At 40.2% G+C, this 24,677-nt stretch carries 22 protein-coding genes; 12 read left to right on the forward strand and 10 right to left on the reverse strand.

Going from position 1 to position 24,677, the window contains the following annotated elements:
- Positions 1 to 1,961: PKD domain-containing protein (locus PLL47_RS05445; protein WP_324445192.1), on the reverse strand; the 1,961-nt coding region annotated here is incomplete at its 3' end.
- Between the two features lie 297 nt (positions 1,962 to 2,258).
- Between PLL47_RS05445 and PLL47_RS05450 the strand changes: the two genes are divergently transcribed.
- Positions 2,259 to 2,408: a hypothetical protein gene (locus PLL47_RS05450; RefSeq protein ID WP_324445193.1), complete on the forward strand. Its 150-nt coding sequence runs from the start codon at positions 2,259 to 2,261 to the stop codon at positions 2,406 to 2,408.
- Positions 2,409 to 2,498: 90 nt separating this feature from the next.
- Here PLL47_RS05450 and PLL47_RS05455 read toward each other — a convergent pair whose 3' ends face one another.
- The 3 genes from PLL47_RS05455 to PLL47_RS05465 form a co-directional block, all read right to left on the reverse strand.
- The gene (locus tag PLL47_RS05455) at positions 2,499 to 3,641 is read right to left on the reverse strand and encodes a NosD domain-containing protein (RefSeq protein WP_324445194.1); all 1,143 of its coding nucleotides are present in this window, start codon (positions 3,639 to 3,641) and stop codon (positions 2,499 to 2,501) included.
- Positions 3,642 to 4,152: 511 nt separating this feature from the next.
- Positions 4,153 to 5,868: a lectin like domain-containing protein gene (locus PLL47_RS05460; RefSeq protein WP_324445195.1), complete on the reverse strand. Its 1,716-nt coding sequence runs from the start codon at positions 5,866 to 5,868 to the stop codon at positions 4,153 to 4,155.
- Between the two features lie 361 nt (positions 5,869 to 6,229).
- Positions 6,230 to 7,534 (reverse strand): hypothetical protein, encoded by a 1,305-nt coding sequence (locus PLL47_RS05465; protein ID WP_324445196.1) that lies wholly within the window; start codon positions 7,532 to 7,534, stop codon positions 6,230 to 6,232.
- A 703-nt stretch (positions 7,535 to 8,237) separates the two neighbouring features.
- Here PLL47_RS05465 and PLL47_RS05470 point away from each other — a divergent pair.
- Positions 8,238 to 9,596 (forward strand): APC family permease, encoded by a 1,359-nt coding sequence (locus PLL47_RS05470; RefSeq protein ID WP_324445197.1) that lies wholly within the window; start codon positions 8,238 to 8,240, stop codon positions 9,594 to 9,596.
- A 228-nt stretch (positions 9,597 to 9,824) separates the two neighbouring features.
- Positions 9,825 to 10,211 (forward strand): SET domain-containing protein, encoded by a 387-nt coding sequence (locus PLL47_RS05475; RefSeq protein WP_324445198.1) that lies wholly within the window; start codon positions 9,825 to 9,827, stop codon positions 10,209 to 10,211.
- 818 nt (positions 10,212 to 11,029) lie between these two features.
- On the opposite strand, the gene PLL47_RS05480 is transcribed toward PLL47_RS05475, so the two are convergent.
- Complete coding sequence (locus PLL47_RS05480; protein WP_324445199.1) at positions 11,030 to 11,209, reverse strand: hypothetical protein; 180 nt, start codon at positions 11,207 to 11,209, stop codon at positions 11,030 to 11,032.
- A 1-nt stretch (position 11,210) separates the two neighbouring features.
- Here PLL47_RS05480 and PLL47_RS05485 point away from each other — a divergent pair, with 1 nt between their 5' ends.
- The 3 genes from PLL47_RS05485 to PLL47_RS05495 all read left to right on the forward strand — a co-directional run bounded on the left by PLL47_RS05485 (position 11,211) and on the right by PLL47_RS05495 (position 14,116).
- Positions 11,211 to 11,378, forward strand: a complete 168-nt coding sequence (locus PLL47_RS05485) for a hypothetical protein (protein ID WP_324445200.1) — start codon at positions 11,211 to 11,213, stop codon at positions 11,376 to 11,378.
- 459 nt (positions 11,379 to 11,837) lie between these two features.
- On the forward strand, positions 11,838 to 12,356 hold the full coding sequence (locus PLL47_RS05490) for a 4Fe-4S binding protein (protein ID WP_324445201.1): 519 nt from the start codon (positions 11,838 to 11,840) through the stop codon (positions 12,354 to 12,356).
- Positions 12,353 to 14,116 carry an aldehyde ferredoxin oxidoreductase family protein gene (locus tag PLL47_RS05495; protein WP_324445202.1) on the forward strand — a complete coding sequence of 588 codons (1,764 nt, stop codon included), beginning with the start codon at positions 12,353 to 12,355 and terminating at the stop codon, positions 14,114 to 14,116. The genes PLL47_RS05490 and PLL47_RS05495 overlap by 4 nt, the downstream gene beginning before the upstream one ends.
- A gap of 14 nt (positions 14,117 to 14,130) precedes the next feature.
- Here PLL47_RS05495 and PLL47_RS05500 read toward each other — a convergent pair whose 3' ends face one another.
- Positions 14,131 to 15,678 carry a dicarboxylate/amino acid:cation symporter gene (locus tag PLL47_RS05500; RefSeq protein WP_324445203.1) on the reverse strand — a complete coding sequence of 516 codons (1,548 nt, stop codon included), beginning with the start codon at positions 15,676 to 15,678 and terminating at the stop codon, positions 14,131 to 14,133.
- Positions 15,679 to 16,297: 619 nt separating this feature from the next.
- Between PLL47_RS05500 and PLL47_RS05505 the strand changes: the two genes are divergently transcribed.
- The 4 genes from PLL47_RS05505 to PLL47_RS05520 all read left to right on the forward strand — a co-directional run bounded on the left by PLL47_RS05505 (position 16,298) and on the right by PLL47_RS05520 (position 19,876).
- On the forward strand, positions 16,298 to 16,459 hold the full coding sequence (locus PLL47_RS05505; RefSeq protein ID WP_324445204.1) for a hypothetical protein: 162 nt from the start codon (positions 16,298 to 16,300) through the stop codon (positions 16,457 to 16,459).
- A 383-nt stretch (positions 16,460 to 16,842) separates the two neighbouring features.
- On the forward strand, positions 16,843 to 17,610 hold the full coding sequence (locus tag PLL47_RS05510; RefSeq protein WP_324445205.1) for a hypothetical protein: 768 nt from the start codon (positions 16,843 to 16,845) through the stop codon (positions 17,608 to 17,610).
- A 153-nt stretch (positions 17,611 to 17,763) separates the two neighbouring features.
- The gene (locus PLL47_RS05515; RefSeq protein WP_324445206.1) at positions 17,764 to 18,588 is read left to right on the forward strand and encodes a hypothetical protein; all 825 of its coding nucleotides are present in this window, start codon (positions 17,764 to 17,766) and stop codon (positions 18,586 to 18,588) included.
- Positions 18,589 to 18,988: 400 nt separating this feature from the next.
- Positions 18,989 to 19,876 carry a hypothetical protein gene (locus PLL47_RS05520; protein WP_324445207.1) on the forward strand — a complete coding sequence of 296 codons (888 nt, stop codon included), beginning with the start codon at positions 18,989 to 18,991 and terminating at the stop codon, positions 19,874 to 19,876.
- Positions 19,877 to 20,557: 681 nt separating this feature from the next.
- On the opposite strand, the gene PLL47_RS05525 is transcribed toward PLL47_RS05520, so the two are convergent.
- Entirely contained in the window at positions 20,558 to 21,163 is a 606-nt protein-coding gene (locus PLL47_RS05525; RefSeq protein ID WP_324445208.1) for an SAM-dependent methyltransferase, read from the reverse strand.
- A gap of 221 nt (positions 21,164 to 21,384) precedes the next feature.
- On the opposite strand from PLL47_RS05525, the gene PLL47_RS05530 reads away from it, so the two are divergent.
- Positions 21,385 to 22,569, forward strand: coding sequence for a tetratricopeptide repeat protein (locus PLL47_RS05530; RefSeq protein WP_324445209.1), 1,185 nt, complete (start codon positions 21,385 to 21,387; stop codon positions 22,567 to 22,569).
- A gap of 88 nt (positions 22,570 to 22,657) precedes the next feature.
- Here PLL47_RS05530 and PLL47_RS05535 read toward each other — a convergent pair whose 3' ends face one another.
- Entirely contained in the window at positions 22,658 to 22,873 is a 216-nt protein-coding gene (locus tag PLL47_RS05535) for a hypothetical protein (protein WP_324445210.1), read from the reverse strand.
- A gap of 61 nt (positions 22,874 to 22,934) precedes the next feature.
- Between PLL47_RS05535 and PLL47_RS05540 the strand changes: the two genes are divergently transcribed.
- Positions 22,935 to 23,282 carry a hypothetical protein gene (locus tag PLL47_RS05540; RefSeq protein ID WP_324445211.1) on the forward strand — a complete coding sequence of 116 codons (348 nt, stop codon included), beginning with the start codon at positions 22,935 to 22,937 and terminating at the stop codon, positions 23,280 to 23,282.
- Positions 23,283 to 23,510: 228 nt separating this feature from the next.
- Here the strand turns inward: PLL47_RS05540 and PLL47_RS05545 are convergent, their stop codons facing one another.
- Together PLL47_RS05545 and PLL47_RS05550 are read right to left on the reverse strand one after the other, a co-directional pair.
- Entirely contained in the window at positions 23,511 to 23,993 is a 483-nt protein-coding gene (locus PLL47_RS05545; protein ID WP_324445212.1) for a hydrolase, read from the reverse strand.
- 188 nt (positions 23,994 to 24,181) lie between these two features.
- On the reverse strand, positions 24,182 to 24,613 hold the full coding sequence (locus PLL47_RS05550; RefSeq protein ID WP_324445213.1) for a hypothetical protein: 432 nt from the start codon (positions 24,611 to 24,613) through the stop codon (positions 24,182 to 24,184).
- Positions 24,614 to 24,677 lie beyond the last annotated feature (64 nt).

Consider the following 24,677-nt stretch of genomic DNA (forward strand, 5'->3'; position numbering starts at 1 on the left):
ACTGGTTTAGTTTCTCCACATACTGGTTTAGTTTCTCCACATACTGGTTTAGTTTCTCCACATGTTTCTTTATCGTCTTCGCTTACTTCATTATCTTCATCATCTACTTCATTATCGTTATCATTTACTCCATTATCTTCTTCGCTTACTTCTTTCACATATATATAGTCGTATTTTGTTAGTGTACTATTTTCCATCTCATTCGTTACCGTCAAAGTAACATTATATTTTCCTGCTGTAGAGTAAGTATGAATCGGGTTCTCCTCTGTAGAATTATCTCCGTCTCCAAAGTCCCAGCTCCATGAGATTGCATTTTCTGACAGATCTGTAAATTGAACTGATAGTGGAGCAAAACCTTCTGTGGGATCAGCAGTGAAATTTGCCACTGGAAGTATTGAAACGGTTTTTTCTGAAACATTTATTGTGGCAAGCTTTGAATTCATGCCGTTTTCATTGCTTACTGTCAGGTTAACTGTATAGATGCCTGCAGCGGAGTAAGTATGAATCGGGTTCTTCTCTGTTGATTTAGCTCCATCTCCGAAGTCCCAGCTCCAAGAGGCTGCATTTTCAGACAAATCTGTGAATTGAACTGAGAGAGGAACAAATCCTTCTGTGGGGTCGGCAGTGAAATTTGCCACCGGGAGTTTTATCTCAGGAACGGACTCCTTCTCTGTTATCGCAGTCTGATTAACCCATGTTTTATTCATATTTCCATTGGTGTCCACAGTGCGTGTGCCGATGGTGTAGCTTGTTTCAGGCTGGAGGCCTGTGGCGTTGAAGTATTCGGCAGAGGTACTGGTCTGGTAGGCTCCATTCAAATAGATTTCAGTGTGGTCAAAATCAGTATCTTTGGGGTTCTGCCATGTCCATTTGATCCAGGTAGTACCTTTGGTAGACTGGAGGTTGTTTATTGAAGAAGGAGGTAAATTATCGGACGTTAGAGCGGTATATGAAGCAGAATTATCCAGGGCAACATTGCCGGCTTTATCCGCAGCAGATACACTTACAGAATGAGTGCCTTCAAGTGCAACAATATTTCCTTCCCAGATATTCCCACCTTTGTTAGCAAGAGAAACACCAGAAGCAGTAACTGAACTAACTCCAACGTTATCAGTTACATCAACAGTTACCGTTATCGAGTCGCCGGTTTCAGGTGTAGTGTCGCTTAAAGTTACTGAATTAATGACAGGAGCTGTCTTGTCCAGAGTTGTTGCAGTGTAACTTGCAGACTCATCAACTATACTGTTCCCCGAAGCGTCCGAAGCAGTAACAGACACTTTGTGAGTTCCTTCCACTGCAACAATACTTCCTTCCCATATGTTTCCGCCCTTATTTGCAAGAGAAACACCAGAAGCTGTAACTGAACTAACTCCAACGTTATCAGTTACATCAACAGTTACGACAATAGAATCTCCAGTTTCAGGTGTAACATCGCTTAAGCTTACCGAGTTAATGACAGGATCTTCGCTATCTGCAGGATCTTCGTTATCTAATACACGTACAGTACCTGTGTTCACAACAGGAGTTATTAAGCTGCCACCGTCAGCACTTATCTTTGTTGTTGGTATGCCCAGGGTTGTACTACCCGCCTTTTTTCCGGTAATAGTAATGGTTCCCAGTAAAACGTTAGTGTCACCAGGTCCAACTTGACTGCCAAGATCAGAAACTTTTATCCAGACCGAACTTGAAGGAAGTGTAGAACTTCTTGGTAACTGTCCCCAATCCGGGAATGAAACCGCAGCGATTTCCGCAATTTCAGGGTCTAAAATAGAAAGTGTAATATTGAAACCTGAAAGCCCATCAGGAACCTGATCCATTATAATCTGAACATCTTGTGAAGAAGCCGGATTCACCTCGATTGTTTGAGGGTCAAATGAAATGACATTTGCTGCCGATGCACATGACATCCCGAGTCCGAAAAAGGCTACGAGAAGGATTAAAATTCTATACAAATTGGTCATGTTTTCCATGTCTCCTTAAAATACACCATAAAATTTTTACAACATCATCATTTACCATTCCGCTATGATATTCTATGAAACCAAATTTCCTTTCCGACAAATCTTTGTATCTCACTTTTGCGAATCATAAAAACAGTATACATATAAAAAACATGTATATATTTAATAAAATATTTATCACAGTTTAGTGAAAACTACAATACATAAATCTTCCGATTTTTTATCATAATATTATAAAAAATCGGAATTTAATTATAAAAGATGAAATAGAGTAGTTATGATTTTCAAAGGAAAGATATGGTAATAGACTACCTTGAGAATTATCATCAAACAATGAAAATAATTAAACTGCATCTAATATTTGAAAACAAATCCGGACCAAAAGACATAAAATCAATCGGCAGGCACCTCCAGAAGAATATGCCCTTCCTAAAAAAGATATTGTGATGTTGAAACCTAAAACTTCGTCAGGAATTTCATCATCACAATCTGGATATACCTAAACTGTTTGCAGACCTGAATTTTCTACATCCTTTTTTAAAGCATGTCATAAAGCTTTACAACGTCATCAAAATCAATTAATCCATTTTTATTGTAATCAAAGAACTCCGCCTGCACGTTTTCTTCTATCCACTCCATATTATCATAGTATGCGACCACATCATCGAAGTCCAGCATTCCGTTTCCATTGATATCTTCATAGAGGCCGTCCTGGTTGAGATCTGAAGGTGGATTGGTATAACCAGGGAAAGCAGAAATTACTGGCTGCGCTGAAGGGGTCACAAGAGGCAGGTAGTCAGAGTGCATACTGTTTGTTATGTTGGTGTATGGGGAATCGGAAATCCCATCGCCATCCTTATCTACTGCTGTATCTGAAAATCCCGTACCATCAGGTTTTCCCCAGTAGTTCCCGCCGATATAAGGACCGCCAACAATATTTGTTCCTGCGGTTTTTGTAATATTATAAGAATTTCCGGGCCCGCTTTTTATGGTTAAATTGGTATTATTGAAGTAGTTGTTATACACTGTATTATGGTCACACAGGCTGCATTCGAAGAATCCTATAATACTGTTAAGAGTAACGCTATTACCTGAAATTGTATTATAATCAGAAGAACCCAGATAGATACCACGACTACTGTTATAAGCTGTATTCCCGGAAATGGTGTTTTTGCTGGAACTCCCAAAACAAATCCCGTATACTTCGTTATCTGTAACTGTGTTTTTCGAGACTTTGCACTTACTGGAACTTGTGAGACGAATTCCATATCCGTTATTCATTACTTTGTTGTTTTCAATTACACAGTTACTGCACTGGTACAGATAGATTCCCGAGTAACTGGATCCGCTTCCTGTGGCTTTGATCCCGCGAATTGTAACATTGTATGCCTGTATTTTGAGTACATCTTTTGTTGATTTAGCTTTAATTATTGTATCATCAGGGTTTCCTGATTGTGATCTTATAGTAAGGTTACCTTTGGTTATGTTGAGATTTTCGGTATATGTACCGGCTTTTAAGGTTATCGTGTCGCCTGAACTTGCATTGTTTACGGCAGTCTGTATTGAATTTCCTGGCTGGACAATTATCTCAGCCGCCGATCCGTTACCTGAAATTAATATTAAAATAAGAAAAATTCCCAGCAGGATGACCAGTTTATTTTTAATTTCTAATCCCTCCATCTATTCAAGAAATTTAGGAGTGAAAACCATGTCAGGGGTTAAAATTGTATTATTAGTAATTCCAGAAAATAACACTCGCATCTGATAGATGTATAGATGTAAAGCTGTGTATTACTCTGAATTTGCCTTATACTCAGAGTAAAATACCTGAATCAATCGCTTCACTTGAACTGAAATGTATATAACTAAATATAAATATAGTGATTTAATCTATTTCTTCAATAATAATAAAAAACAGCATATAGATCAGTGAAGCAATAATTAAGGAGTAGGGCAATAATAAGTTTTTAAATTTATAAGACACTCATCCTTATTACATCAATATCTTTTTTACATGCCGTCATTTTTCAAAAAAATGAAATGTTTTTTAAAGGGCTTCCTGGATAAGTCACTGGACCCTGTTTTCTTATCTCTGGTGTCTGAGGTAAGCCTCAGCAACTACCTTCAGACACCTTTTGTAGAGGAATGTATCTTTTCCCTATCTTTTTTGTATTTTTTTGTATACTCCTTCTTAAAGCATATCATATAGCTTTACAACATCATCAAAATCAATTAATCCGTTGTTGTTATAATCAAAGAGATCTATTGACACATTTTCTTCTATCCAGTCCACGTTATCATAGTATGCCACCACATCATCGAAATCCAGCATTCCATTTCCATTGATATCTTCATATAAGCCGTCGTGGTCAAGATCTGTCGGTGGATTAGTGTAACCCGGGAATACAGGTATACTTTCTGAATCGGTAAAGGCCTTAATACATACATTCGTGTTTTGGAAATACACATTTATGTCTTCCCAGGTGCTTCCGTCTTCACTGACAAAACTCTCTCCTGGATTTGCCGTTGCTTTGCTGCTAAAGCCTTCTAAAGGCATTTCTATAGCAAGCGGGTAACTGCAGTTAGGTGTCGTAAGCTTCAGGACTACGGAGAATTTTTGGCCGGCTTCAAGCTGAACTTCGGAACCTAAGGGGATGGTATGGTAACTCGCAGTTCCAATAGTCCCATTCTTTGAAAAAACCGGACCTTCTTCCCTTACAGGACTGGATTCAGGATCAATATAAATATATATTTCATAATTACAGTTTGAGTCTGCTGCATAGAAACTGACAGCTTTGAGAGTTTCATCAGTTTTTGCAGTAAAGATGTTTGCACACCAGGCAGTGGGGTTATCGTATCCAGCGCTCAGGGTCCATCCCAGGGGGTCGTATTGATAGATATTTTTATAGTTCTCAGTGGTTTCAGCCGTAAAGACTGCGTTATTCGTTCCTATGTTTGAGTCATAATAGGAAACATAGAAATATCCATTGTCTCCCCAGCCAGTACCCCAGCTATTTTTTACTATAAATGCCCCGTCCCCTGGAGGGATGCTGGAAAAGTTGTATCTGGAGAATTTGTCATCCCAGCCCACAATAGACACAGCATGATCGGATATAGAAGAACCGTTATAATAATGGCTGTATCTGGCAGGAGAGTAACAGGTGTCATCAAAGTATATTGAAGTGAATAAAGCCCCATACTGCAGGATCGCAGATTTTATCTCGTTATTATCGAGAGAACTTTTTCTATCCGGTATAAAAAGTACATCCTGAACATGCTTCTGTACTGGTAAGTCCTGAGGAGACTCCAAACTATATATGGAGTAAGGATCATCCGCTTCGTCCACAGGTCCGCTCCAGCGGGCGAGGTACGCAGTTGACATTAGCGGATTTCCTCCCTCATCGGGCTCGTAGTCAAACCCTTCAGGATATGCGGAAGAAAGAAGGTTTTTCATATTGTTTTCAGAAAAGTCACTTTTTTCTTCAGGCATCAAATACGATTCTAAAGACGCAAAGGTTGCAAATACCCAGCAAACCCCTTCTTCACCCTGGTCTTTCACGGAACTTACTTTGTTCAGGGTCCGCAGGTCATAGTAAGCTGGAGCAGATATCTCGGTTGTGGAAATCTCACTGAGATAATCAAGGTCCACAGGTGCAGGTATAAAGCCACTTTTGTGTTTCTTCACGGAAGCTGCAGATTGAGCGTAAATTTTATCCTCATGGTATTCGACAAAATCAGGATTTTCTGGCGAAAGTACAGGTCCTGTTGCTTTTTTTGTTTCTGAAGATCCTGCAGCTACCATTATTATTGATGAGCCCAAAATAAGAAATAGAACCAGGAGCTCAATAAAGATAACAGCATTCCTCTCCATGTATACATTATTGTTTGTGTTGATTTTTTTCTTCATGCCGGTCTCCTTTTCTGTTTTCTTTTACAGTTCCATTGCCCCCCTCCTCTTTATTTACCAACCCTGTACACTTATAAAAATGCACGAATAAATATCTAAAATGTTGACTATCGTTAAAAGTATAATTTGCAAATAAACGTTTTTATTTGAATATGAGAGAATTTCAGATTAAATTAAATGGATGTGCTCCTTATATGGACAACAGGAAAAAATTCAAAAATAAATTAATAGATATAATTAGTAAACTGAATTCGATTAAAAATAGAAAATAAAGCCGCAAAATGCAGCTTTACTCAGTATTTGACATATATGTGCCTTGATCCTTCTAATATACTCTCTTTTGTGTCTTATTCCAATCTCATTAAAGCATATCATAAAGCTTTACAACATCATCAAAATCAATTAACCCGTTTTTGTTATAATCAAAGAGCTCTATTGGCACATTTTCTTCTATCCAGTCCATGTTATCATAATATGCCACCACATCATCGAAGTCCAGGATTCCGTTTCCATTGATATCTTCATAGAGACCATTCTGGTTCAGGTCTGTAGGTGGATTGGTGTAACCGGGGAAAACAGCAACAAGAGGATTTGACGAACTGAGAGTAGCCATGTAAATATCGGAATTCCCATTGACACTATCCTGCCAAACTATTCTATCTTTGTAAATAGCAGGATTGGATGCTGATCCACTTGTGGTAATTTGAGTTTCTGTGTTAGTGGAGAGATCGTACATGTAGATATTGTATTTGTCTGCGTAGGGATCGAAGTCCCGTGAATCCTTCCACACTATCGTATCCTCATAGATAGCAGGATAAGAGGCTGATCCACTGGTGGTGATCCGTGTTTCTTTCTGAGTGGATAGATCGTACATGTAGATATCGGAATAATAATCTCCATCCTGACCGTAACGCCCATCGCTCCAGACTATCTTATCTCCATAGATACGAGGATTATTTGCTGATCCGCTGGTGGTAATTTGGGTTTCCTTTTTAGTGGAGAGATCGTACATGTAGATATCATAGTTTCTGTAGCTACGCGTATCGTCATACACTACCCTATCGCCGTAGATATGAGGATAAGATACTGATTGGCTGGTGGTAATTTGAGTTTCTGTGTTAGTAGAGAGATCATACATAAAGATACCAGTATCCTTCCAAACTATTCTATTCCCATATATATCAGGACACATGTAATCATTCGTCCATCCCCAAGACCAGGTTACATTCTTAGTGGACAGATCATACATCTCGATGAAATAATCTGGTTCAGTATCGGATCCCCATATATATACTATCTTGTTACCATAAATAACGGGTTTATAAGTATATTCATCACCAGCGGTGATCTGAGTTTCCTTTTTAGTGGATAGATCATACAGGTAGATCACACTATTTCCGTTACGCGCATCCTCCCACACTATCTTATCCCCATAGATAGAAGGATTAAATGCTGACCCGCTAGTAGTGATCTGGGTTATATTAACTTCAGCAGGGTCTGTAGCGGTATCGATTGTAGATACCGTGTTGCTGTCCTGGTTCGTAATATGTGCATATGGCGCCGCGCCTGCGATACTCACGAGCATTAAAAGCGCCAGCGTCGCAATCCCTGAAACTTTCATGAAGGCGTTATTTCTGTGAGTTTTAGCATATAGCATTTCTTTCATTAAAACCCTCCAGTTTTATTCTTAATTCCTCTTTCTGCAGAGTTTCACAAAAATGCCAGTTCTTTTCCTAATGCGGCGATCACTTAAAAAACATTTATTGCCTTTGACGTATAATAGTGGACAAATCAATAGTTGATACATTGGAAAAAATTCTACATTTATGTGCATCTGCGAAATTTGGGATTGATATATAAAAAAGACCACAGTAGCTGTCCATACTATCTAAACTACTACTTACAAAATCCCCGTTTTAACAAAGATAGTTTTTAGTTTTAATGTATATAATAATGTTCAGATGTTAAAATGTTTGTATGTTAAAATATTTGCATATTTCGTGTTAGTAAAAAAGAGGGTTTATTTTCTTCAAATGATAATATTCCAAAAATTAAAAATAGAGAAGCAGTTGAAACGTCCGGAGAATAAAATACGGATAAATTATTCCCCTACTTTTTTCATTTTGGTAAGAGCCGCCAGACTATCTGGCTGGAAAAATTTTATCATTTTTAATTGAATCTCCCATTCTGGATTTAAGATCTCCATATATTCACAGTTCACCTTTTTGAAAGCCCAAAGTAAAGGTTTGCAGTATAAAAAACGCAAAGGTTATAGGGCTAAAAGTTTTTTCTACCTCTTCATCTTTATTCCTGTACTTTTATAATCTCTCGATGACCTTCGATCTCTTAAAATTAAATGGATAAAAAACATGACCGAACTTGAAAAAACAGTTACTCTTGGGCGCGGCGTGGTTCTGGCAATTCTTATGGTTATAGGCTCGGGACTTCTTGGTCTGCCCGGATTGGTAGCAGATTCAGGGACCGTGCAGGAAGTGGTTTTTGGCTGGCTCCTGATTATCCTGGCTGTAATGCCTTTAATTCAGATCTGTGCAGGGCTTGGAAAAAAATTCCCCTGCTCAGGAGGACTTTTCCATTACGCCCGCGAAGCTGTGGGAGAGTGGGGAGGGTATGCAGTAACTGCCCTTGTCTGCGGTTCCTTTATCCTTGGGGAACCAGCTGTTGCCCTAATCGGAGGAGAGTACCTTCAGCATCTTTTTAACCTGCCTGATTTCGGGGTTTATTTGCTGGCTTTTCTTATCATAACAGCCATGACTCTCATCACGGTTGCAGGTGTCAGGCTTGTCTCTTTTTTCAACTACGCAGCCGTAGCCATACTTCTTTTCCTGATTGCTGCTCTCACATTTTATAATTTCAATTTCTTTTCTTCAGGGCTCGTTTTTTCATTACAGGCTCTCTTTGAAGGAATATCCGGGATTTCAAGCTCGAATCCGGGACTTTTTGATCATGGAAGTTCCAATCTTTATCCTGACCCATATAATGTCTGGAAAATTTCTGCCCTTCTCTTCTGGGCTTTTTTGGGATGGGAAAATATGTCCTTTGGTCTGGGAGAACTCCAGAATCCTGAAAAAAACGTCAAAAGGGTTTTCTGGCTAAGTTTCGGGCTTACAATCTTCATTTACCTTATGCTGGCGGTCACAAGCATCGGAGCGGATGCTGATGGAATTCCCCTCAGCGGAGCATCTGGACTGGTGGAACTGGTCAAGTTTACGCCTACTGGAAATTTGCTCATCTGGCTGATGGGAGTAGTTATTGTTGCCAATGTAACCTGCTGGAATTTTGCCTCAAGCCGCCTTGTCTATGCATCTGGAAAGGAAGAAGTACTTCCGGCTTATCTGGGTAAAATTTCAAAACGAGGGCAGCCCATGGCAAGTATCTTGAGCATGTATGTTGCTTTTATGCTGGTGCTTCTGGGTACTTATGTTTTTAAAGTGCCTGTTTCTTCCCTGCTCCTGCTCGTGAACCAGAATTTTCTTTTCCTTTACGGCTTTATCCTGCTTTCTTACTGGAAAACTGAAACAGGCTGGAGGCGCTGGGCATATTCAGGGCTTTCTTTCCTTTCCCTTTCCTTTCTGGTTTCGGGCTTCACATGGAAAATTCTCTATTCTGTTGCCCTTGCTGGAACAGGGTATTATGTATTTGTCAGGAAGGCTGCAAAGCAGAAAAAAAGTGAGGAAAAAGCTGCTTATACGATTTATTCAGACCTGTAAACCCTAATCATTAAATAATTCCGATATGCACCCTTCCTGGCCTGAAATTTCTACAGGGATTCTGGAGGGGCTATAATATTTTGGAACATTTATATTATTGGAACACTGGAAAAAATTTACAAAAACCTTTCTATAGAAATCCTCTGACAGAAAATTATAAATGAGTTGCCTTCTGAAAATAATGCAATAGTTTCCAGGCAATTTTCAATACTTGAGGGGTCTGATCAAATGTCATTGATAAGTGTTAAAGACGCACCAGGAAAAGGCAGAGGCGTATTTGCACAGAGAAATTTTAAAAAAGGTGAATTAATAGAAACCTGCCCGGTTATCGTCCTTCCCCCGGAAGAAGTGGATAACCTTGAACTTACCCAGCTCTACAATTACTATTTCGCATGGGGGGCAGATTCAAGGGCAGCAGCGATTGCTTTGGGGTATGGATCTCTTTATAATCACTCATATGAACCAAATGCAAAATACCTGAAAGACTTCAATAACAAACTATTAAAATATGTCTGTATTAAAGATATCGAGAAAGGTGAGGAAATTACAATAAACTATAATTGTGACCCGGAAGACAAGACCCCGGTCTGGTTTGATGTTGCAAGCCGGAACTGATTTTGTAGTTCCGTGTAACGATATGGTTACAGTTTTTTCAATTACATTTTTAATTTATTTCATACCTGCAGCTATTTTAAGAATCTTTTCCTGGTTTTTCTCAAAATGAATATGGAAATGATTTATAGCCTTAACTCTGCTTATTTAGGGAATAACTTCAAGTTTAACTTTTTTCTATTTCGCCAATCTTCTTAGGAACTTCTGTAAGAGTCATTTGGCCATCTAAATCCATCATGTAAACTTTACGAAATTGCTCTATAAGGTCTCTCGGAGAATACTTACTTGTCAGATCAGCTTTTCTTATACAGTTTTGAATTTTTACGTAGCCATAAAGGGACAAAAATGAGATGAAAATATGACCAAAAAGTGACACATTATCCTGCAGGTAAAGTTTGTCTGCTTCGAGTATACTCTTTTAAGTGGGCAGTGTGCCTAATTTTCTGTAAATTTGAAGTCAAGTTTTTGTGTAGTATGGGAAAAATTGATCTCTCGATATGGAATTTTCTACCAAATAACTTCTTGAGGCTACACAACTTGCCAGGAAAATAAATCAGGATAATGAGATGAGAGTTAGGGCAAGACTAAGCAGGTTAAAAGGATCATAAGATTTGGGATTTTGATTAAAAATGGATTATTAAAAGACGAATAGCTGTACTATAAAAAAGATACTGACGTACTAAAAATTGTAATACGCTTTACATAGAGTGACACAGAGGATCTTATTCGAAAATAGTAACCCTGAAACCAAGGAAAAAATCAAATTCCCTTTTATCCTTCCTCATCTTTCAGGGCCTCTTCACGATTACTCTTTTGCAGGTTCACACTCCCTGCATACTTCCTGTCTTTGCACCATTTTCAGGCCTCTTTTCAAACCCTTTTTTACAACGCCATCTTCTTCGGGGCTTCTTTTCAGGCATGAAATAAAGTGTATGATAAGTTGTTCCGCTGTTTTGAGCCAGGGCCATTTTTTCTACAACGTCCTCTGCCGGGCCGGCCAAAATGCTGGATTGTCACTCCATGACCTTTCTGGAAAACCATAAAATAAGGGCTTCGCGAGGTTCATGGGAACTTCATATCACTGATGGAATCAAAGAAAAGCCCGATTCCATATCAAACAAATCCCTTCTATTGCTGCGCTTCACGAAAAGTCAGGAACCTGTCTCATGAGATAGCCTGCAATTTCCTTATCAAATTGCTGCACTCTCCTGAATTCCTTACACCTGAAAGGTAAAGTTCAGACCTGTAAGCCGATCAGCGCTAACAAAATAATGAGCACAACAAATGTACTGATCATTATTTTGTTCATCATTTTGTTTTGCTCTACCAAGTCATTGTGGTTCATACAAAACCTTCCCGGCTGAATTATCCGATAATTATTTCCTTCGGTGGTCTACAGACCGGAATCCACTATCCTATTTATGTGATTTTAAAATAAAGACTTTTCTATTCGTATCCAGCGGAGGGTTCTTTAATCTCGCATTTGAAGCTTTTATTTATTGCACAGGAAAATTTATAACTTATTCAAGTTATTAATTAACTCGTGGCTCAAGTGATTTATTTCAATGCCACATTATATAAACTGAAGGAGCCTATTTTTCATAAAAGGGAATCCAGAGTGGGAACGCGATGGCTAAAAGGTTAAAAGTTGCAAACCCGGCCCGCTGTATAGGCTGCTATTCCTGCATGATGGCCTGCGCAAGAACATGGTACGATACTATCTCTCTAAAAAACAGCAGAATTGATATCCAGACAAAGGGTGGAATAGAAACTCCTTATGCTCAAATTGTCTGCCACGCCTGTATCGACCCACCGTGCATGAGAGCATGCCCTCTTGGAGCACTGACCAAACGTAAAGGGGGAGGGGTCAACCTTAACAAAGAAATTTGCGATGGCTGCGGGAATTGTATGGAAGCCTGCCTGGTAGGGGCTATTCATCTGGATGCGGAAAAAAAAGCAGTAATCTGCAAACACTGCGGCGTCTGCACGAAATTCTGCCCTCATGATGTTCTGGAAATGATTGAGGTTGAAGACAGTGGAGAAATAAAGCTTACTGACACAGGCCCGGTCGAAGAGACAGGTCCGGTTAGCCCTGCAGCATCTCATAAGGAACTTTACGGAAAAGAGGAGTCCGGGGAGAAAATATGACAACAGAACATTATGCAATTCCGGGCCTTACGAATGTGCTTTACATTGACCTGACCAGCCAGAGTTATCATATTGAAAACCGCAGGGATCTTTACGAAAAGTACCTGGGAGGCATTGGAGTTGCAACAAAGCTCATGCTTGAAGAGTATAGAGAGGGGACTGGCCCTCTGGATCCTGAAATGCCAGTCATCCTCAGCACAGGCCCACTCTCAGGTGTATATCCGACCTGCACCAAAACTGTTGCATTATTCCGCTCTCCTCATAATGGAGAACTGGGGGAATCATATGCTGGCGGTCATCTTGCTATGTCCATGCGTTATTCGGGATACGAAACAATTGTTATCAAAGGTGCTTCGCAGTACCCCGTTTATGTGGCTGTCCATGATGACAGGGTTACTTTCAGGGATGCATCTTCAATATGGCACCTGTCTTCGGCAATTGATGTGGGGAAAATACTCCGTGGAGTAGAGTCCGGTGCTGGCAGGCGCAGTATTGTCCGGATAGGGTCTGCAGGAGAAAGAGGAATCACGTATGCAAGTGTCAATGTTGATACCTACCGCCATTTTGGCCGCCTGGGGCTCGGAACTGTTTTTGGAGCAAAAAAACTTAAATCTCTGCTTATTTCCGGAAATCGGGAAATAAAAAGCCCTGATCACAATGCCTACAGAAAGGTCTTCAGCATGCTTTACGACACAATTGTGAAAACAGGACTCACAGAGAAGTACCATAACCTGGGTACAAGCGAAAACATCCTGGTCCTGAACGAGCTTAAAGGTCTTCCAACGCGAAATCTGCAGGCAACATCTATTGAAGGTGTGGAAAACATCTCTGGAGAAAACTTTGCCGAAAAATACCTTATCCGCAGGGTCTCATGCGCAGGCTGTCCAATAGGCTGCGTCCATGTGGCAATGCTCAAACGTCCTTTCTCAAAAGCACATGAGTATGAAACCCTCAACATATCATACGACTTTGAACTGATATATGCACTTGGCTCAAACCTTGGAGTTACGGACCCTGAAGCCGTGCTTGAACTGATTGATGCCTGCGAAAAAGCTGGGGTCGATATAATCAGCATGGGAGTTGTACTTGCCTGGGCCACCGAGATGCTACAAAGGGGAAAAATCTCCATCATAGAGACTATGGGACTTAAACTATCATGGGGAGATAAAGCCTCTTATTTGCGGGCAATAGAGCTTGTTATCCAGGCTCCCAACGAATTTTATGCAGCTCTTGGAAAAGGTGTGGAATATGCCTCAAAAATTTACGGAGGCGAAGAATTCGCAATCCGGACAGGCGGACTGGAGATTCCGGGCTATCATACGGGTCTTGGGAATACACTCGGGCTTACTGTAGGTTCCCGCCATTCTCACCTTGACAGTGCAGGCTACTCAGCTGACCAGAAAGCATTCAACCAGCCAATTTCGGACGAGAAGATTGTTGATTACATTATTGATGAAGAGAACCGCCGCAATGCTCTGAACTGCATGGTTGCCTGCCTCTTTGCACGTAATGTGTATACATACGAAAACATGGTTCTGGCTCTCAAAGGCATTGGAATAAACAGGACAGAAGAAGAACTGGAGAATCTGGGGGAGGATATCTTCAGGAAGAAGTATGAACTGAAGAAAAAATTCGGGTTCAGGTATGAAGACATTACCCTTCCAAAAAGGTTCTTTGAAACCGTCACAACTACAGGAAAGCTTGAAGAAGAAAGGGTCAGAAAAGCGATTGAAATGTACAGGGAGAAGAGGGGTGTTTAAGATCTTACTGAGGATTAAACATTTGAGCTTTTAGAAGCTGTAATATCCGTATTTGCTTTAACTTTATCATCATTTTTCTCTTCAGGGACTTTAGTTTCAATTTTTACTGTCTCATTGACCTCTTCTTTGCTCCCTCCTCCAACCCAGCGGTCCATAACCTTGCAGGTTACCAGGTCCCCTGCAACGTTTACTGTTGTCCTGCTCATATCAAGAATTCTGTCCACTCCCATTATGAGAGCTATCCCGCTTGTAGGGATTCCTACACTATTAAGGATCATGGCAAGGACAACAATTCCCACTCCAGGTATTGAAGGCGTTCCTATTGAGGCTGCAACAGCCATGACCATTACGGCAAGGAGCTGGGAAGGCCCGAGATCTATCCCGAAAACATCAGCCAGGAATATTGTTGCCACACCCTGATAAAGTGCAGTCCCGTTCATGTTTGCCGTGGCTCCCAGAGGGATTACAAACTCAGAAATCGAAGGTTTTACCCCCAATTTTTCTTCTGCTGTTTTGATAGATACAGGCATAACTGCAGCCGAACTGGAAGTAGAAAAAGCAAGGAGCATAACATCGCGGATAGCCTTCAGGAATTTAAATGGGTTATACCTTGCAATAAATGAAACAATAACAAGGTTCAGGCACATAAGGAGCAGCAGGCTTGCAAGGACTGTGCCCACATATACAGTCATTCCCAGAAGGGCTTCAATGCCCAATTTCATAGTAAACTTTGTAAGAAGTCCGAAAACTGCAATTGGAGCAAGAGCCATGCTCCATTTGACCACTGTCATGCAGACAGCCTGCACTGAGGTCAGAAAGCTGACCATTGGAGTTGATTGTTCCTTATTCATGGATATAAGGGCAACACCTATAATTACTGCAATAATCACAACCTGTAGCATTTCTCCACTAACGAGAGCTCCAAATGGATTAGAAGGCAGCAGACCTCCTATCAGCAGCGAGGGGATAGTCAGAGCCGAGGGGTTGAAACTCAGGTCGGGTCCTGCCTGAACCTGAGTACCTAAAGAGCTTTCAACAAGTTCGCCGCTTATATACTGTCCTGGATGGATATAGAGAGCCACTCCAATACCAATAGCAGTTGCAATTGCAGTGGTTGTTACAAAATAAGCAGCTGTTAAAAGTCCTGTTTTTTTAAGGGTATTCATGCTCTGACTGGCTACCCCAAGAATTATGGAGGCAAAAACGAGCGGGACTACGATCATCTTCAAAAGCCCCAGAAAAATATAACCTGGGAGGGCAATCCATTCCCCTATTATTTCCGCAGAAATAGGATCAAGGTAGTCTCCAGAAGCCCCAAGAAGAAGACCCATAATGACTCCAAGTCCCATGCTTAGCAGAATCTTTAGCCAGAGCTTCTTTTCAAGTAAATCATGAAGCTGATTACTCAGGTTTTTAAGGGACTGGTTGCGCCTGAAATCAAATGGGTAATAAATATGCGTAATTCCATTGGTGATTTCCCGTCGAAGAAGCCTGGTCTCCTCCGCGATTTCCTGAGCGAATTCCCTCGGGTTCGGGATATAATGGTTTTCCTTATCTTTCATGGGGTATCACAACAAAAATCTTTGGGGGGTTCAAAAGTTTCCTTCCTGGCATGAAAGTGCTCTCAAGTACTTTCATTTCTTTCTGCCTGTTATTCGAAGAATTTCATATGCGTTTTCTGGGTATGTTACTCGGAGAATGTCATGTGTGCTTGTCAGGAATTTGGTTCAATTAATTTTCAGGTTCAATTGCACATTTAATTTATTGTATGTTACATTCACATGAAATTATATAAAAGCTTAGAAAAATACGTAGTAACTTATCAAGTAGCGATAATTCTCCAATATGTATTTTCTTCTAAAATCAGTTAGTGGTGATTATAAACTGGTCTAAGGATAGGGAAACAAAACCGGCACGAAACGTCTGTTTTAAAAGATATTTCGATAATGTTAATGATGACGTTAATATTTCACTTTGAAACTATTTTCTTACACACTCCCTTTAATTCTGTCTATTTTTTTCTTTTTCGTGGGTTTCAGGATTTGCTTACCCTGTGCTTCTGAGTTCTGATCCGGATAATTATGTTCTCCAGGCTTTACTTCCCAGGTTTCGATTAGTTCATGCGAGACTTCAGACAAAGCCAGGGAAAATTTGCCCATAATCTGTAGGAATGGAACATTTATGAGAAGTAACAGAATTGGAGTGTGTGCCTTTGAAATATGGGACCTTAAGACAATTTTGAAGAAAAGAGGAAGAGAAGTAAAGATGAAAAGGTTAGTTGCTCACGAGCAAACGGTTAGAAACGGACAGGAAGAAGGGATGAAACCTATCCTTCTAGAGTAATCGTTTCGATTCTCGTGTGTGTGTGTGAAATGAGGCTTTGATTTACTCGTAAGCAACCGGTATCTTACTACCGTATATTTCTATTTATAGATTTTGGTACAGGAAAATTTTCACATTCTGGCATGAATTTGATAAAACCAGCGGGATGAAGCAATATATTCATTCATCAAAGAGAAAAAGTAGAATTCGTCAGTACATTTTTTATCTTTTTTATGAAAAAGCTAATAACCTCACATCTCTATACTTAATTAATAGAGAATCTGGGGGCATGAAGGATTCTACCGCTTGATGAAGACGAGGCCTTAGAGATAGGGCTGGCTTCGGTAGACGAGAAAGATGAAGCCGGTATAATCGAGATCCTTTACTACCTGTCAGGACTTGCAGTGAGATATGCAAATGAAGGATTGGAAAGTGATACCAGAAGGATAATCGAATACATAAAAAAGATTGGAATAGCATCGGTTCTCACCGGGCAAGAAATGCTTGTTACAAATGCGATTCTACTTTTTTCCCCTGTTGCAAAAGAGGCTTGCAGGCAAGGAATGGAAAACGCTCTTGTCAGCATCGCACTTGCTCTGGGGGAAATCGGAAAAGCGGCAGCAGGGCAGAAAATGGAAGTTCCAGCAAAAACTGCAGCTTCATGTCTGGGAGAAATGGGAAACACTATAACCTTTACAAAAACCAGAAAACAAATAATTGCGGTCATTTTTGCCCTTGGGGAGATTGGAAAAAGCGTAACAAAGCAGAGTTTGGGAGATGTCGCAAACAGTACAGTAGCTTTACTTGGGGAAACCGGGAAAGTTGCAGCAAGCCAGAAATTTGAAGATGCAGCATTAAATGTCGAACTTCTGTTACAGGAAATAGGAACTGGAGCAATCGAAAAAAATCTGCAAGAAACTGCTAATATCAGTGCCCGTTTACTTGGGGATATTGGGAGAGCTGCTGACAGGCAGGGGCTTGAAAGGGCATTACTTCAGGCAGTTCATTCCCTTGAGACAATAAAGTTTGATGCAGATGATCGCTATCTTATGAGTGCGTCCATCATAGCTGAAGTAGCTCTCATGCGTTTTGAGAGTATGGATCTCGATAAACTGGAAGAAAAATTGAATCAAAGTTTAAAAGGGAAGAGAAAGTTCACTTATATGGGTTGATAAGTTTTTCGAGTCCTGGTGAAGCAGTCCAGGCAAAAACTCATATGCGTGCCTGAACTACACAAACCATAAAAGAAGAGGATTGAGTCGATAAGGCGATCTCACATCGAGATTACCTTTCTGGGAATCTAAAATCCAAATGGGGTGTTCTGAATGTCTATTTTAAATGAAGCCGGGGCAATCGACCTGGGCTTGAGCTCTGTAAAGGATAACAATGAAATGGGTGTATTGAGGTCTATAGATTATTTAACAGAGCAGGGGACGAAGTATATAAATAAGGGGCTTGAGCCTGATGCAAAAAGAACCATTATCAGCATAAGAGACATTGGACATGCTGCTGTCCTTCAAAAAATGGAGCTTGGGGTTCTGATCTCTCTGGTTTCTCTGGGAAGGATGGCTGAGGTTGCCAGAGTACAAAAAATGTTTGACACCGGTTTAAGCATCATTTACTCTCTATGTGCCGTTGGAAAGTCTGCAGTCGGACAGGAGATGGAAGCAGCAGTAAGAATTGCAGTTGCATACCTGGGAGAGATCGCAAATTCTGCATCCCTTCATAATCTGGAAAGGGAATCTCTCGTGTCTTCTCTTGCCATAGGAGTTATAGGAAAGGAGACATCCAGGCAGCAGACTATCAGGGTTCCTGAGAACGGTGGGCTCTTTTCTCATGGATCAGGTGTTCTCCTGTCTATGGGACCGTCTTTTTTTTCAGAAGAACTGAAGGATACTCTGATTCACCTTATGGAGCACAGGGGAGAGATTCATACTTTCCGGCATATGAATGTTTTTTCCGAACAACATTTCTCGGATACTGGATTTGGAAACTTTGAAAATATAATTATGAAAGCTTCCAATGCTCTTGGAACCATAATGCTTGAACCTAAAGAAAAGTTTCTTGTAAGTTATATGCTTGTGACAAAACTCTCCATTGAAACTTTTAATGGTTCTGAGTATATTCATGAAGCCGAGTCCTTCGAATAAGTAAAATGCTTGAAAAGGAAGGCACTTAACCCTTAATTTCGATTTTCCCTTAACTTCAATTGTCACGCTTTTTTTACCGGAATTCTTCTTCAGGAGCTATAAAAACAGCTATTTGTCTTTATGAGAGATTTTTTTCAGGCTCATCACAGCCTGAACTCTCAAAATTTCATAAATGGAGAATCTTCATTACAAAATAGCAACAATAATAATCTCCTGATTTCATACAGTAAGCCAGGCAAAATCCCTGCAACAGGTTTATGCAGTTCAATAGTTTTATGCTGTAATAAAAGCTTAAAGCTGATATTAACGGCATAAAAAATATACATAATGATTTTGAAAATATGCAGGAAAACAGGCTTTTATCTTTAAATGATATATACTGACAAAAGGGGCAAAAAGAATGATCACATTAAACGAAGCAGAGGCTGTAGATGCAGGTTTATCCTCAGTTAAAGAGAGAAATGAGAACAGAGTTTTCCAGGCCCTTGATTCCCTTACAGGAATTGCAGAAGATTTCCTTTCTGAAAACGAAGAGGCAGATGCTGAGAGGGTTATTCTCTCGATTTCGGATATTGCGCAGGCAGCTACACAGGAAAGTATGGAATTTGTTACAATCAACTCAGTCATTGCCCTTGGAAAACTGGCAAAAATAGCCGCAAAAAAAGGATACGGGTCAGCTCTGAACAGAGCAACAATAGCAGCAGGAAAACTGGGAATAACAGCAGCTTCCAATTCGCTTGAAGCAGGCTCAAAAGTAGCTTCTACAACCCTTATGGAAATCTGGAACCTTTCCTCACCTGAAAAGAAAGACCGTGAAGAAATGGTTGCTTTTTCCCTGCTCTTAAAAGATATCGGGTCTGCTGCGGCTTCACAGGGTATGGAAGAAGCTTTGCTTAACTCAGCTACATGTCTTGGAGAAATCGGAAAAAAGGAGGCATCAGAAAGCCTTGAAATCGAAACTATCAATACCCTTATACTGCTTGAAGAAATAGGTGGAATTGCAGCAGAAAAATACTTTGATGAAGCGCTGAGTTCAATAGCTCTTTCCATTGAAGACACAGGAAAGCTTTCTCTAAAGAAAGGGCTTTTTGAGGCTGCACTCCAGAGTCAGTGGGCTCTTGAAACCTTAAAAGTAAAGGCTGAAGAAAATTCCCTGACCAATTCTCCTATTGTCATGGAAATGGCTCTTGACAGCTTTAAACTCACAGGTGTTACAGAAACGGATGAAATCATACAGAGACTTCAGGAAATAAAGGAGCTTCAGAAAAAAGTTTATTCAAGCCTTTAAGGAAGAACCAATTAAAGGCTATTTTTCTATTCTTCTCTCTTTTTAGTTTCTGTCCAGCTGTCATTCTCTAAATAAAATCAAAAAAATTTATGTTGGAGGGGAAAGGTAAGGAGTAGAACCCTTTCCCCTTCCACGGAGGTTGTGTTGCTGGTACTCATACGGGTAAATATGCCAGAAACCCGAATAAGTTGCTATTCATATAATATATATTATATATGTAATGTATTTAACTTTTTCGTTATAATAATAATGTTAGTCTGTTTTGATTAATAACTTCTATAGTTTTCAGCCAGCAGAGAACGTAAAAGATGTATAGAAACCTGTGTGTGTATAAACTCCTTATTATAAATAATTAGACAAGGTTTCATATTGAAAAAAAGTTAATTTTATAATGAATACCCTGGTGTTGTTCAAGGCATCCATAATTGTTTTTATTTGTTTCTTTTTTCTTGAGTAAATCTATCCCACTTCCCGACTGCGTAAATCTTAAGCACTTTAAAAGTTACATGCTTTAGCTAAAAAAATATATAGTGCTAGCAGTGTTGAGCCAGAAATTATCTGGCATTTCTTCAGCAAATCGATTTATTGCCTTCCAGCCGGTGCAGCACTATATCAAACAATTCAATATTTGCAATTCTTCGATTGTCTGTCCAGCAGTTCATTAGATATGTGACTATAGTCTTATACTTTCCTTGCTGCTATTGCTACCCAGTCTCCTCCTTCCCTGTAGGGCTCTCCAGTCAGGTTATTCCATGCCTGTTTTGTGGATACATCAAAGATGAAAATTCCACTGTCTTTAAGTGATCTGTGGATAAGGCTCAGGAGATAATCCCTCCTTTCATCAGAAAAAGTACAGATTTCTCCATAGACCTGAAGTACAGCATCAAAAATTCCTTCATACTCTATATCGAAAAAGTCTGCACAAATATATTCAATATCCAGCCCTTCTTTTTCAGCCTGAATCCCGGCATAATCTATAGACTTTTGGGATAAATCGATACCAGTTACCTTAATACCTTCAACGCATAATCTACTACTGTACAGGCCCGGCCCGCAGCCAAGGTCAAGAATTCGGTCTCCTGTTTTCAGTAAGCCTGAAGCTATAAGATGATGAACTGTTTTTTCGACCTCGGTGCTTCTCCGGCTTGCACCGTCATGGGTCTGCTCAGGGTGGGCTTCAAGCATGCTTTTTGATATATGAGGATCGTCCCAGAAGCGGGGTTCACCAGGCTCAAAAAGTGGAGGTTTTGATATTTGAGAAAAAATATACGGAAAATTGCTGGACATTAAGATATTTATTTAAGGTTTTTACATATAAAAATAATAAAGTTTCAGAATTCTCATTCTTATAAATATTAGCAGGATCAGGTTAAAATAAGAGAACGGAGTTTGAAATAAGATTTCCCGAAAAAATATAATTAAATTTTACCGCTCATCAGGGGAGGTTGAGTGTGTATTAATCCTCACTTACTAAAGTTACTCTAAACCAATTACATGGGACCGATACTATGGCAAATAATTTTAAAGAAAATAGAGGCGGACAGAAAGATAAAACCGGCAAAACGGATAAAGCAGGCAAGACCGACAGAACAGAAAAAACGGGTAAAACAGCCTATGAACGTTTGAGTGCAGCTCTCAAACCATATGAAAAAGCCCTCGAAAATAACCCTGATGATGCTGCTGCCTGGGCAGGAAAAGCCTCAGTGTATCTAAAGCACAGGATGTATAAGGATTCCCTCAAAGCCTTTGAAAAAGCACTTGAGCTAGAACCTGAAAACCCTGCATACCTTTATGAAAAAGGCTTCGTACTTTTGCAGCTAAAGAGGGATGAAGCTGCCCTGAAAGTTTTTGACAGGCTTCTTGAAATAAAACCCAGCAGCGACAAAGCCTGGAATCTTAAAACATCAGTTCTCTGCAGGCTCGGTCAGCAGGAAAAAGCTCTTGCAAGCGCGGAAAAAGCCCTTGCTTCCAATTCCAGACTTGCAGGCGCCTGGCATGCAAAAGGTTATGTCCTTGCTGACCTCGGCAGATATGAAGAAGCAATACAGGCTTATGACGCTGCCCTTAAAATAAACCCTAAAATGGCAAGAGCCTGGGAAGGTAAAGCCTTTGCTCTCTACAGCCTGGACAGGCCGGTTGAAGCCACAATAGCCTACGATTCTGCTCTCAAAATAAACCCTGACAATGCAAAGACATGGGTCGGAAAAGCAATGGTCCATCTCAAGCTCGGCAAATACAAAAAAGCACTTGAGCCCTGCAATAAAGCTATTTCAATAAAGCCGGATTCTGCCGATGCCTGGTACTGTAAAGGTCTTGCTCTTTCTGGGCTGGATAAGGATGAAGAAGCACTTGGAGCCCTTGAAAGAGCTCTCCGGATCAATCCGGAACACGCTGATGCCCGTAAAGCAAAAAATTCAGTAAGTTCCAAGCTCGGAATCGACATCGATGAAGAAGAAGAAAAGGAAGAGGAAAAGCCAGCAAGAAGGAGCGTCTGGACAAGGAAAGAGCCAACAGGGGATATAATAAAGAGGACCAGAGAACAGGGAAGAGAGCAGAGAAGAGAGGAGAGGCAAGAAGACGTAAGTAGAGGCGAAAGGACAAAGAAACAGCCTGAAGGAAAGGGTTCTGAGAAAGGGAGGGAGCAGAGAGGCAAAAGGAAAAATATAAGGAAAGAAAGAGAAAAAAGGAAATAAAGAGAAACAAAGTAATAAATGCCTGTATTATGCGGTTAGGCACTTAAAAGGCTGTTTATAATTGATGGTTACACAACTAACCTCATCTTTATAAACTTCTTTGTAACTGACTAATCTGCTTTTCAGTGCTGAAAAGCAAATTTTCTTTTGAAGAAAAGTTCCTCATGTTACAATTTTTTAATTTAAGGGGAGGAACCAGTAGCAAATTTGCATATACACTATGACCTGCTTTTTTGAGTTCACATATCTTCATTCGCACCGTTCTTTTAGATGGTTTTTTATATAATGAAGTATCTTCATCCAAAAAATTAGTACAATATTACGGGTTTTCAACAGTTACCCTGTGTGATCTAGAAGGCGATTTTATGCTTCAAAACGTAACTCAAGTGTTTGAAATGAACCACTCGGCGGGAAATCCTTTAAGACATGGTCTGAGAAGTATGTTAAATACAGTTTACGAGATGGAATTTAATAATCCTCTTTATTGCTTCACTCTGCCAGGCTTCATTCTTATGGCAGGCGGGCTTCATATGAGCCTTAATCTTGCACTCGCCTCTAACCCTGGCGGAAACTTTGATTTCGAGTCTGTTGTCTGGGTATTTTTGCTTACTCTCATAGGGATCTTTATGTCTTTTGCCGGAATTCTGCTTCATTCGATATCCGGGCTGATGAGATACAAAAAAATAAATCATGTGAGCCTGCGAGGCAGGTAAGCAATATCCCCGGGTTAAAAAATAAAAATGCCGTATATGCAGAATACATGCAAGAAAGGAGGCACGGGCAGAAGTTCCGTGCTTTCTATATTTATTAAGTCTTATTGAGTTTCCCATGTGCGCTTTAAAAGCAGGGGAGCTAAAAATCTGGAGAAACTCAAACTTAAGTATTGTTACTCTGTTGTTACTCTGTTTTTACTCTGTTGTTACTCTGTTGTTACTCTGTTTTTATTTTACTTCTGCAACGATTACGACGTAATTTTTTCCATATTTTTCGGCACACTCAGGGCATGTAGTGTACCACATATACCATTTTTTAATTTCAAGCCCTTTGCCTTTTGCATAGCCTTCAAAATCCGCACACCATTCCCCTGTTTTTTCGAAACTTCCTTCGTAGGCTCTGGTCAGGAACTTGCCGCTCAGTGTTACGTTTTCGGCACCTTCAACTTCCCTGTCAACGGCAAGGTAAATGTCCATGTTGCTTTCCGAAGTGTGGTCCGACAGGCAGAGCCAGTCAGGCATTTCCGCGCCGGCCCTGACGACTTTTTCGTTCATCCTTGTTATTACCTCTCCAAAATTAAGAGGCGCGTAAAACTGCGTCGTTACCGAATCTTTGATAAACCTTTTATTGTTCCATTCAAAGATTTTTCCATCCCAGGGGGAGGGGTCAAAACGGGGGCAGCATTCCTGAGTTTCGGTTATTGTGGTCATAAAATCTCACCCTGTTAATAAATTACTTCAGGAGTTATTTCAGGGTTTGGATTTTATTTTGATAATTTCAATGAAAGTTACTTTCTGGTTATATGGAAGAGACGAATTAAAATTAGCTAAAAGCAGTAATAACCGGTTTTATTGAAATCTGCTTCTCAAATCAATGTTTTTTTAATAATAAGCAGTTTTCACCGCTCTTTTGTCACAAAAGGAGGATGCTGGTCTTTAGATAACGTTCTTGCAGGCTTATCAGGCTCGAAATCATAATATGCAGGAATGTATTCAAACCTCAATTTTCCATTTTCCAGATAAAACCTTACTTTTGCATCAAAAGCAACCGGGCGATGATTATCATTGTCTGCTGGCATGTCCCTGTACAGCATCTGCTGTTCTTTCCAGCTTAACTGGCTGTTTTCCAGCTGCAAATCATATACTCCATAAGCAATCCCTTCCATTGTGTGGTCGCTGACAGTTGACGAGACCAGCTTCATTATTCCTGTTCCCCAGAAGGTACTTTTACGCTCCGCCAGCTCGTATCGAAATACGCTTACTCCGCTAAAGTCTTTTTTAACTTCACCCCTTTTATCAAGCACGTAGTCCATTAGAAAACCGATTACCATTTCTCTATCAGTATCGCAGTTCTGACAAAATGGTTCTGCTGGTTGTGCTACGTTGATAAATTTC

The organism is Methanosarcina sp., from assembly GCF_035390745.1.
Taxonomy (GTDB): domain Archaea; phylum Halobacteriota; class Methanosarcinia; order Methanosarcinales; family Methanosarcinaceae; genus Methanosarcina.